1 protein-coding gene is annotated in these 813 nt (G+C 55.2%); it reads right to left on the minus strand.

Annotated elements, in window-relative coordinates:
* Positions 1-54: 54 nt before the first annotated feature.
* Positions 55-765 (minus strand): IS6 family transposase, encoded by a 711-nt coding sequence (locus ACR0JI_RS21945; protein WP_480478401.1) that lies wholly within the window; start codon positions 763-765, stop codon positions 55-57.
* Positions 766-813: the final 48 nt, after the last annotated feature.

Raw genomic sequence — 813 nt, forward strand, 5'->3', positions numbered from 1 at the left:
TTCGGTATTGCCAAGTTGTTGCCGGCCGATTGTGAAGCATTGGAAAAAGTAGGGTTATGCTGCCATTTCGGCGGTGTAAGCGGCCCAGAGACTGAACGCATCGTTGCGGGCATGGCGGTAAGAGATGGCGGTGAGTTGATAGCGGCGGGGACGGTATATCAGGTTGATCTGGTCATGCGCGGACAGAAACCTCTGAGCTTGTCGGTGTGACTTGAACCGACCAAACAACTTCTCCCGCTTACGGGTCATTCTGTGCGAAACTTCGATCGCATTATTCAACCCTTTGTGGGCCCGGTGGTCGGCCTGTGGTGCCAAGGTGCTGACGGGCTTGATGTAGCTGCGCAACTTGTCTGTGATCACGACCCTTGGCTCACCAAACTGAGCGACCAATCTTTTGAAAAATCGCTTGGCCGCCTTTGCATTTCGCCGCGTTTGCACGAGGATATCGAGAACGTCGCCGTTCGCGTCGATGGCCCGCCACAACCAGTGCTTCTTGCCGCGGATTGTGATGACAACCACGTCCATGTGCCATTTGTCGTTTGGCTTAGGGCGATCGCGCCGGATGCAGGCGGCAAAATGCGCGCCGAACCGATTAACCCAGAGCCGAATGGTTTCTCGGCTCACGATGACACCCCGTTCCGCTAAGAGATCTTCGACATCCGCAGTGCTCAAGGCAAACCGATGGTATGCCCAAACCGCGTAGGCAATGACCTCACGAGGGTAGCGAAAGCCCTTCAGGCGCGGCATGCTGGATGGAATGTTCATTCATTGCATTTAGTCGTCGTCGAAATGCCAGACAACTTGGCAATACCC

It is taken from the genome of Ruegeria sp. N10 (assembly GCF_056531545.1).

Excerpts from the sequence above, each read along its gene's own strand:
- ACR0JI_RS21945 (WP_480478401.1), bottom strand. The coding sequence starts at position 765 with ATGAACATTCCATCCAGCATGCCGCGCCTGAAGGGCTTTCGCTACCCT.